At 36.7% G+C, this 10,012-nt stretch carries 10 protein-coding genes; 5 read left to right on the forward strand and 5 right to left on the reverse strand.

Annotation, left to right across the window (positions count from 1 at the left end; genetic code table 11):
* Together ON09_RS19725 and ON09_RS19730 are read right to left on the reverse strand one after the other, a co-directional pair.
* On the reverse strand, positions 1–1,123 hold a 1,123-nt coding region (locus ON09_RS19725), incomplete at its 3' end, for a hypothetical protein (RefSeq protein WP_010602792.1).
* 62 nt (positions 1,124–1,185) lie between these two features.
* Positions 1,186–2,424 (reverse strand): hypothetical protein, encoded by a 1,239-nt coding sequence (locus ON09_RS19730; RefSeq protein WP_010602793.1) that lies wholly within the window; start codon positions 2,422–2,424, stop codon positions 1,186–1,188.
* Between the two features lie 408 nt (positions 2,425–2,832).
* Between ON09_RS19730 and ON09_RS19735 the strand changes: the two genes are divergently transcribed.
* Positions 2,833–3,060: a hypothetical protein gene (locus ON09_RS19735; RefSeq protein ID WP_010602794.1), complete on the forward strand. Its 228-nt coding sequence runs from the start codon at positions 2,833–2,835 to the stop codon at positions 3,058–3,060.
* A gap of 138 nt (positions 3,061–3,198) precedes the next feature.
* Here the strand turns inward: ON09_RS19735 and tssD are convergent, their stop codons facing one another.
* Together tssD and ON09_RS19745 are read right to left on the reverse strand one after the other, a co-directional pair.
* Positions 3,199–3,621: a type VI secretion system tube protein TssD gene (gene tssD, locus ON09_RS19740; RefSeq protein WP_157259018.1), complete on the reverse strand. Its 423-nt coding sequence runs from the start codon at positions 3,619–3,621 to the stop codon at positions 3,199–3,201.
* A 670-nt stretch (positions 3,622–4,291) separates the two neighbouring features.
* Entirely contained in the window at positions 4,292–5,386 is a 1,095-nt protein-coding gene (locus ON09_RS19745; protein ID WP_157259019.1) for a hypothetical protein, read from the reverse strand.
* A gap of 892 nt (positions 5,387–6,278) precedes the next feature.
* On the opposite strand from ON09_RS19745, the gene ON09_RS19750 reads away from it, so the two are divergent.
* Entirely contained in the window at positions 6,279–6,776 is a 498-nt protein-coding gene (locus ON09_RS19750) for a hypothetical protein (RefSeq protein ID WP_010602797.1), read from the forward strand.
* The gene (locus ON09_RS26905; protein WP_394358228.1) at positions 6,740–6,949 is read left to right on the forward strand and encodes a hypothetical protein; all 210 of its coding nucleotides are present in this window, start codon (positions 6,740–6,742) and stop codon (positions 6,947–6,949) included. The genes ON09_RS19750 and ON09_RS26905 overlap by 37 nt, the downstream gene beginning before the upstream one ends.
* Before the next feature lie 344 nt (positions 6,950–7,293).
* On the opposite strand, the gene ON09_RS19760 is transcribed toward ON09_RS26905, so the two are convergent.
* Positions 7,294–8,451, reverse strand: a complete 1,158-nt coding sequence (locus tag ON09_RS19760) for a hypothetical protein (protein ID WP_010602799.1) — start codon at positions 8,449–8,451, stop codon at positions 7,294–7,296.
* A 415-nt stretch (positions 8,452–8,866) separates the two neighbouring features.
* On the opposite strand from ON09_RS19760, the gene ON09_RS19765 reads away from it, so the two are divergent.
* Both ON09_RS19765 and ON09_RS19770 read left to right on the forward strand, forming a co-directional pair.
* On the forward strand, positions 8,867–9,145 hold the full coding sequence (locus ON09_RS19765; RefSeq protein WP_010602800.1) for a hypothetical protein: 279 nt from the start codon (positions 8,867–8,869) through the stop codon (positions 9,143–9,145).
* Between the two features lie 39 nt (positions 9,146–9,184).
* Positions 9,185–10,012, forward strand: an 828-nt coding sequence (locus ON09_RS19770) for a DUF6624 domain-containing protein (RefSeq protein ID WP_010602801.1), incomplete at its 3' end; no start/stop codon positions are given.

Consider the following 10,012-nt stretch of genomic DNA (forward strand, 5'->3'; position numbering starts at 1 on the left):
AACTTGCTCCTGCTGTTGCCTTAAACATGATGAGCACATAATGGTTATCATAATATAGTATTTCCGGAGAATAGTAGGATCTTCCAGGGGTGAGATCTTTATAGCTGATCACATAGTCTGCACCCTGACGAAAGTCGGAAATCACTTTTTTTCCGTAAAAGAAAGTATAATCCTTCTTTTGAAAGAAGGGCCGGGTATTTGGCCCGCCTTTGTTATCTTTTTGCGTATACATCATCAACTTAATCGGCTCATCCGGAAAATCATCACTAAGCTCGCTGAATAGAAAATAGGTTCGGGTTTTAGCGCCAGGCTCTTTTATGGCAAGCGCCTTTTCAGCGGTATAACTGCTCTTTTCGGTGAAAACTTTATCTGTAATCGGGAAGAAAATTCGTCTCTTACCGTCATTGGTCACAAGTTTTAGCCCGTCTCCCCATTCACTTCCAATAAATTCTAATTGTGCAATCCCGGCTGCGAGTTCCTTATGGCGGGAAAAGAAGTCCGCCGGCACATCGCTCAATCGCGTATTTATCTGATCAATCTTATAAAGTAAGCTTTTATTGCCAATGGCATAAATATCACCATTTTCAAACCTCCTGAAAGCGGCGTTATTTAACCGTTCCTGCGGAAGTTTCATTAGCCGCTGTTTACTTAATTCCTTTCCAGTTATTGCATCATAAAACGCAATATAATTCCCTGTTTTTTGATTGTTTTCATCAAATTCATATTCACGGTAACCCATAATCGCAATGATTAAAGCTCCTGCCCTGTTTTCAAAAGCAATCACTTCCCTATCACCCCAGCGGTAAGCGTTACTATCTACCAATACGGGAATCTGGATTAAATTTGACTCGACCCGTTTGCTATTAAAAGGCAGTGGTAAAAGAATGCCTGCAAGCACAATAAAAATGACCAGGGCCACAATGATCATGATAATCTTTTGTGGCGCAGTTGTGGCAGGTTTAATTGCGCTACTATAACTGATATTGTGGTTGATATTGATATCATCATCGTCCAGAAAATACTCCGTATCGCAGTCTTGGCACCTAAAATATCCTTGCCTTAATTCCTCTTTTTGAGTAGAGCCACACTTAGGACATTGTATCGCTTTTATTTCTTTTGGCATCGGGCGTCTAATCTAATAAAATAGTAACAACTACTCGCCTGCAATGTTTGCCATTCAAAACCTTATTCCGCCCTTCCAAGTTGATAATCATTCATCATTTTACCGCTATTTGAAACTACCATTACCCCATGCACATAGTCAGCTTCTTCACCCTTACGGTATTCTATAGCGAAACCCTGTTGGCATCTGGAGGTGCTGTACAGGTAATATGTATTTGGAGCTAAAGTCCAGTTTATTTTCCCGGTAGATACATTGATGTTTTGTATAGTAATGGGAGAACTGGCAGAAGCAGTTGTATTTACAGTGATCAGTAGATTTTCCCTATCCTGATAAATAATCTTTGGGCCAAAATATTTTCTTCCTGGAGTAAGATCGCGCTGCGTAAGTTTTCCTGTCGAGCATAAATACTCACTCTCAATCAGCTGGTTATATTTATGCTCATCCGTCCAGTTGCCTAAATAGCCAAATTCAAATAAATGTTGGTTGAATTTCGTTTTCCATACTTTTTCGGCTTCTTGCGGAGAGGGAACCAATAATTTCAAGGTTGGGAAATAGTAGTAACTGTTACCTTCGTTGTTCATGATGTTAATCATTTCCTTAACATAATCAAACTCAATGCGTGCGATGCCGGAACTTAGCTGTGGATAATCCTTAAAAAGACTGTGAGTAATATTTTGAATTTTATTATTTCGGGTATCCAGCTCGAATAAATTCGTATTGCATCCGATAGCATAAATCATATTGGGCTGGTAGGTCTTGAAAGTTAAGCCGCATCTTAAGCTGGTACGATAATCACCCTCCATCACCCTGTCTTCAATAACTTTCCCATTAGCTGCATTCACAAACTGCGTATGCATTTCCAATTCGCTTTTGCCATTGCCCTTATCAATATGGTCAGCGCCGATGCGAAGATAAACAGGGTCTCCAGTTGCTGTATTTTGAAAAACAAGACTGCTATAGTGCATACGTGGCGTCTTATAAGTGGCATTAGCACTGTAGCTAGTTTGCCTTCTGAGTTGAAAAGTCATGACTAAAAGATAGGCTATAGCGATGAATACCACAGCTCCGATGAGAATAAAAACTGGTAGATTGGTATTCACTGGCTGAGTACTGCCAGAACGAATTGCAACTGGTTCCTGATGATGGTAAATATGTACATTATCACTATCAAGAAAATATTCGGTGCCGCAGTTCTCGCAGCGATAAAATTCTTGCTTAACCTCTGTTTTATGAACGCTGCCACAATGCGGACACTTTATTGCTTTAATATCTCTGGCCATTGCACCATTAACAAATAACATCCGCGTTGAGTTTTATTGGCATGAAAACTCCTCTTTCTAATCATCAACTCAATTGTATCTTCTAAGAATTTATTCCGCTATGTTCAATCGCTGAAAATTAACAAACAGGAAAAAATTGCGGGAATTTGGATCCTGGGATAACAAGGAAATATATAAGACTCGTTTATCTCACTTATTGTAAATCATTATATTTTTCAAAAATTATCTATAGTGAATTTATTAGATTGATAATATAAATCGTATCGATTTAACTTTTGTTTTAGTCATTTCATTTAGGCAAACCTACGCATCAGTCTTCCGTGATACTAGCAAAGCAAATACTTAATCATTTCAGATATAGAGAGCAACAAATTGCAATTATTTTTAAAACAAATCTACCTCCATATCGTATTACTTATAAATTATGATATGAGCAGCAGCAAAGACCTGAATCCTGAACTACAGAAATTTATTGATGCCTTTGAGCCTAGTAAATTTAAAATCCTCAAGTCAGGCATAGAAGTGAGGGGTATCACTAACATCCATAATGGAATTGATTACGCCAAACAGATTATACAGAAATTAAAACTGAATTTATTAATCAGGCATACTGCCGATATGACGATGTATGGAGGATTTGAAATCTTGGAGAAATAAGGTTCATTTTAAGTAGCTTTCAAGAATTTAAAATAAATTTATTTGATACCAGAAGGAATTGATAGATCCTTTTGTACCGACATTTTCCAGATTGAATCATATACACTGAAAACATCTCTTCATATTACAGTAACATTATTACTGCTCAATGGTAATTCCATTTATTGAGATTGAACTACAACTTAATGAAATTGCTACATTGCCGATGGAATCGCCATAGTAGGTTGAAGAGTATTGGTCTGAAAAGCTATAGAGTGATGCCTTAAAGAATTTTATCGTTCTGGTAGGCAATTTCCCATAGCTATCGCTAATAGTAATTGTCCCATCAAAGTTACTTTTTTTAGCAGCCATTAGTTTAAGTATTTCATCAGGTAGGTTTTTCGCATCCAGATTCAGATAAAATACACCGCTTTTATAGTTTGTTAATGCGAGAGGGGTTTTGGTTGCAACCGTATCTTTTGTGTTGGCTAATGCTGGCGTAGTCGGAAAGTCTTCGTAATATCTCGAAATAGATGTCGATACACTGTTCAGTACTGTTGTCATGTTTTTTCCACTAGCCATGATAACCATAGTAATTTTTATTCTCGATTCCTCTTGAGCATGGGATAATGAGACAAATAGCATAAGACAAGTAGCAAGGGCCAACAATTTTTTCATAAGTGATTTTTATGTAGGTAGAATTATTGTGAATTGCTTAATTTAACATCTTAAGATATAATTTAGTTTTTAACTAATTCTATATTTATTATCCAAAGAAACTTCGAACGTAGATTATCTACATAAACATTCATATTAAGAATGACAGTCAAATGCTTTTATTAAACCTTATTAAAATTATCTATTGGTGTTTTCCTAGATGGTTTTTAATTGAAAAGAGAAAACTAACACCATTCAGTGCCATTATGCTGAACACATTCGTAATAGCCAACTTATATAAAACAACGCGACTGCACTGAACTATAATTGCATGATTAGTTTGACGAGAAAACCTATACAGATTCACTTACAAAGATCAGCTAAAATCCATAAAAATTGGTCACGCATTTTGTTTAAACGATATAATTATATCCGCGGCATAGTGGATTGAAAAGTTGGAGCAAAAATAACATTAATAGCAAGCCTATCGTTTTTCAGCAATAAAAACAGGTTGTATAACTATAGACAATCAATATCGTATTTCATAAGTGCTAAGTATGCTCAGCACAACTATTTCTTTTCATTTTACTTTTACCTATTTAATTATATAAAGCTTTTTATCACTGTTGGTGAATAATGCGTAAGATAAGTTAGGGTGACTATAGTACATATAAGCCTCGATAGAGGATATCGGCCGGACTTTGTTTTTTGTGAACGTACCCAGACTTTCGCCAGCTATTTGAATCGATGAAGAAGCCCGGTCCTGTTCCAGATACATAAACTCCTTCACTCTTAAAGTGTCATTTTTATACACCAAATCGGTGAAAAGGTTCCCGTGAAAAAGAATTTTATCATAACCTGGCATATTACCTCCACCTCCCGGAAAGCGCACCTTTTCCCTTTTAAGCTTTTGAAAGTAACGGTACCGGATAAATGGCGTTTGGATAATTTCCTTGTCCCCGCTTACCTTTGTGTTAATCCGCTTAAAAATATTATTCATCAACAGTTCCTGAGTGGCAGCATAAGGGAATTGTTTATAGACGTTTAGTGTTGTAAAAAACTGATAACAATTTCCCCCGTCAAAATAGGTTAATTTTGCAAAAGTTCTTATGGAGGGTACTATCTGAATTTTATCACCTTCCATCTTTTGTGGCGCAGGGCTATCCGAATCATACTCAACGTAAACACTTTTGGCAGTATGTACAACTTTTTCCAAAAGTTCTTGCTGGCGAGTCGAATTCCATTTAAAATCTTCATTCTGCATGACAATGTTTTTTGCTTCGCTGCTTCCATCAAAGCTCCATTGGTAATACTGATGTTTTCCTTTATTGATAACAAGTCCGTCAATAAAAGCGATATCAGACGGTTTGCCATGTATGATTAAGGAGTCCGTTACCTCGCCTTGCTCATTGAATTTAGAAAAAACATTTTCTTCAGGCCTAGGAACTGCATACACAATAAGCTCGTTAGATGCTGTCATAAAATATTGAATATCCACTGTACTTTCCATAACAAGTCTCATCGAAACCTTTGAGGATGTGATTACTTCCGAACGATCCAGCGACTGATATTGCAGAAAGCTTTTCGGCAATTCATCTATCGCTGTCTTGCGGTATTGAGAAAAATTAAATGCAGCGGCCACCAATACACCCAAAATTAAAACGGTAATTACATAATACCACATCTTCATACTTTAATTTTTTAAATAACTCGTCACATTCCTTATCAGCCAAATCTAACACCAACAGGAATGCCTTTTAACTTCTGTCTTCGTGATGTTGACCTGATTAATAACGCCGCAGATATGTCTTTCTATAGGTCAGCACTAAAATTCAGGTAAATTTAACTCATCCATCAATAAAACTTAGATGACTAGAAAATTTTCATCATAATAAGCAAATCTCTATAAGACACTCCACACGTAACCACTTTCCCTGTATGCTAACATTCCAAATCAACTGTTTTGAATACTTCACAGTACCTCTTCAAGCCTAAAGTAATGATTTGGCGCATTTCTTCACTGCTCTTGAAGGTATAAAAATGTTCTATAGGTACACTATATGGAGAGACGATACCGGTAGGCTTCACATAGATCGATTGTACTTTGCACGCCAACATACTTTGTATTTATTAGTCTTTGCTAATCAGGCATTATCTAGAAAGTCGCTTAAATCCCCCAAAATAATTGTCAACTAGCCCTAGTTGTTCTCAATCAATTAATTTAGTGATCCATTTATCTCGTATTAAACTTTTTATCAGAACAAATGTTCAAAATCAATGGCAAATAGCGATGTGGGCAGAATTTGATCACAATCTAAAATAACAAAACATGATGGATGAGTCTTTAGCTCTATCAATCCATTTGCAAAAAACAAAAAACAGAAATAATATCTTCGGCCTATCCAACTCATGAAAATTAAATTTTCCAAACTGCTATTATGTCTTACGCTGATCACTCACTTCACCAATGCAAAATCATTTTTGTTGAGTCATACAAGTAAATCGAACTCCTTTAGCCTGGAGATCAATTGTTTTGAGGATGGTCAGGCGGCCTTTGCGCAGTACAAGGGCCAGAAAGATACATGATTTTAAATCTGAGAAAATTTACAACCAGCGTACTCACCAATACCAACCACCAGCCTGAAGGATACTATTACCAACGGGATGAGCTGCTGGGCAAAAAGGTGAATGGGCGTTATGGTATTGTTGAACATTCAGGCAAAATTACAACTGCCTGGTATACCCGAATTAGCGATGGCAAACAATTTAACCTCACGGGAACAGTGAAGAATGCGGCTATTGATCAAATGCAGAAATTGTTAACGCATAATGTTAAGATTACCTTTGCCTGGACGGGCTTAGACAGCCAGTTTATGTTCAATTATCCCGATGGGATGGTTAGCAGCCCTAATTTTTCATCCCTCGACGCCGAGGGAGTATCGAGATCATGTTACATTAAAGACTATAATTTCGATGGCTACAATGATATTGCCTTCTCTATTGAAGATGCGGGGATGGGGTTTACCAGAATTTTGACATCTGGCTGTATGAACCTAAAACCAAACGTTTTCAGCCCTTAAAGGAAAGCCAGGATCCGCGCGCAAAATGTTCTGGACTGTGCGATGTGAGTGTAAATGCCAGACAAAAAGTCCTCTATACTGCCTGCCGGCGTGGCGCGAGGTGGTGGCAAGATGTCTACCGCATTGGAAAAAACAACCAGCTCATCTGGCTCTGGTCGAGCGAGAAAAAGTGAAAACAACATCGAAAAACATCGCATATGTTTTCTAAAATCACGTTCAAATATTGCACACAGTAGATTCGCATCAAACAAAAGCTGCTAAAACCTGAGCATGAATGAACTCGTTTATGCATTTTCACCTAATAGCAACCGCTCAAGCTGCTCATAACCGATAATTAAAAATGGACATATCAAAGCAGCCTATCGTTAAAGCTAATCAAACAGCTGACTACAAACTTTCAAATCATTGCTCAGCCGGCTGAACATAAAAGCTTGTAGATTGCTAATCAACTAAGTTTTCAATGATGAAAATAATTTTATACTTACTTTGAATGCTAGACAAATACAGGCAGTAGAAATTAATACTTTTTTTGATCAGCATAGTTCAGATTAAAAGATTGATTGGGCATAAGATAAATGACATCTTTTTGAAAGTCAAGAAAGGTGTTAAATCGTTTCAGAATTTCGTTGCCCAGAATATGGATATTAATCCCGCGCATGGGCTTATTTTCTCCTAGCAACTGAGCGGGAAGATTTTTAAGCAAAAAGGGGCCCAACTCTAGTTTTTCGAGATTTGCAGTAATGACAGGAATCTCATTATTTCTCGTCCCGTGCAACATCACCTTTTTGATGACCTCCATTTTATCAGCAGGAAAATTATTGTTTTGTAAGAGTTCCCTATCAAGCATAACTGTTCTTTGGTAGCCTAAATCAAACAGAAACCAATTTTTATTGATTACCCCGTTCTGGGAAATTTTGCTTTCTATAAATGGCTTGTCATTAATATAATTAATTTTAAACTTAGAAAAACTGCGGTTTAGCGAGACAGCCTTAGGTAACTTCGAATGGATGACCATAAGGTTCTTATCATAATTTAACTCTATAACATATCCATCAAACAAATCCCAGCCCATTAACCCATCCGCCTGGTCGCCGACGTTCTGCGTATCGTATATTTTACTGTAATAGCTGCGATGCCCCAATTTTATCTCATTTAAGGAGTTATAAAGTTTTGGTTTCGATTTGACTTTGGTTTCAAGTACCTTCTCAAGCAAGGAAAATTCAGTTGCTCCGGTATCAAAATTCATCGACAGCGTATCGATATTATTTAATACCACATTAACCAGATTGGTATTGAATTTATTTACATTAAATGGAATTGAGTCTGGGATTTCCGGTTTGAGGGTGCTATAGTTTTTAGCTTCACGTCCCTGTAGCCTTGTTCTGCAGGAATCTTTTCTATCCAGTAGAACAATAAAATCAAACTTTTCACCCTGTTTTAGTTTAACGCTGATTGAATCGATATCGGTTTTAAATTTAACAGTTTTTTTGCCGCTAATTTTACTGGTGGTATAAGTGTCCAAAGCAACCTTTGGATCAATCCCCCAACCTTTCACTGAATTTCCCTCCTCGTAAATTCTGGCACTTCTTGACTGCGCATTTATGACAGGCAATTTCTGCTGTGCAATGAGCTTTAAAGACAGTAAGAATAGTAAGGCACACAGTTTAAATTTCATTGGGTTTAATTTTAAAGCGCAAAATAAACATTTTTAAGAGATAAGGTTACAATTTTCAACAAAGCACGTACAAATATGCTCTTGCCATTATATCCCGTCATCAACGATAATATTTTCAATTTATCCTAAATAATTTATTTCTATACTGTCGGGCTTTATGCTAACTTATCTCAGCAACCTAACATAAACTTTTGATAAATAGAGCTTTAAAAAAATCATCATCACGCTCCTTCCCGCACTTATGCAAGCCAAGCTATGGGTCTGAACAAAAACGCTTAATATAAATGCAGGAGGCTGTGCAACTAATTATTTTTTTTGGGGTCTATTAGCAAAAAACTTATGACTAAATTACTTACCTTTTTTTTGCTATTTTTAAATTTCATCCTCTTTGCCCAAAACATCAATCCTAACCTAAATGGTTCAAAAAATATCCTTTACCGGTGAGCAGGAACTTCACTACAAAGTACATTTCAAAAAAGATGAAATTTATGTGATTGAAGCCTATCATAAAAACATAGATATAGATATCAGTCTCAATGATGAGGCCAATCAAAAAATATCTTCCACTGATCTCGCCGACGGCAATAATGGGACGGATAGATTAGAGTATGAGGCGAGCTCAAGCGGGATTTACACAATAATCATCAAATCTGTCTCGCCTAGGCCTGTACAAAATGGTATGGCCACTGATTAAAAACAATTAAAATAGACTTTATATATTTTAACTTTCAAAATGAAAACTTTACTTTTTGCATTGCTCATCCTTTTTGCAATAAATAGCGGCATGTATGCCCAGAAATTACAGTACTTCCAGCACCTAAATAATGCACTACAATTATATCAGGACAAAAGATATGCAGATGCAGGAAAAGCATTTGATCTGGCTATAGCTGAATTAGGCGGCGTCACTACACAAACAAATTTCTATAATGCCGCGTGCGCATGGAGTCTGGCAGATGAACGCGATAAGTCATTTTTTTACCTGCAAAAAATTCTGAACGGAAAGATGATAAAAGGCTGGGATGACCCTGTAGAGTTTTACGATATGTTAATTAAGGATGTTGATTTTAAAAACATCAAAAGCGATAAACGATGGGTAACCACAGTAAAAAAGGCAGAACGAAAAAAAGATAACTTTTTAAAGCGTTTAGACAAAGGGATCGCCATCCGGATTGAACGCATGGGCGAGGCAGACCAGGACATAAGAACCAAACTGGACTCATTAAGAAAAAAAGACGGCCTGAATTCTTCAGCTGAAAGAAAAATAATCAAAGTCATGAGGCAACAGGACTCAACTAATTTTGCCGCCTTTGAAGAAATCATTAAAAAATTTGGGTGGTTGGGACCAGAAGAAATAGGCTATAAAAATAACCAATATCTTTTTCTAATTCTGCAACACGCTGATTTGGAAAATCAACAAAAATATTTACCTCTTTTCAGGAAAAGTTTTCAGGCTGGCAAGGTCCTCCCTAAAGATCTGGCTTATCTCGAGGATAGGATAAATATGAGATTAAAAAAGATGCAACAATACGGGTCACAAACGATAATAAACAACATCAGT

This window comes from Pedobacter agri PB92 (genome assembly GCF_000258495.1).
GTDB classification, from domain to species: Bacteria; Bacteroidota; Bacteroidia; order Sphingobacteriales; family Sphingobacteriaceae; genus Pedobacter; species Pedobacter agri.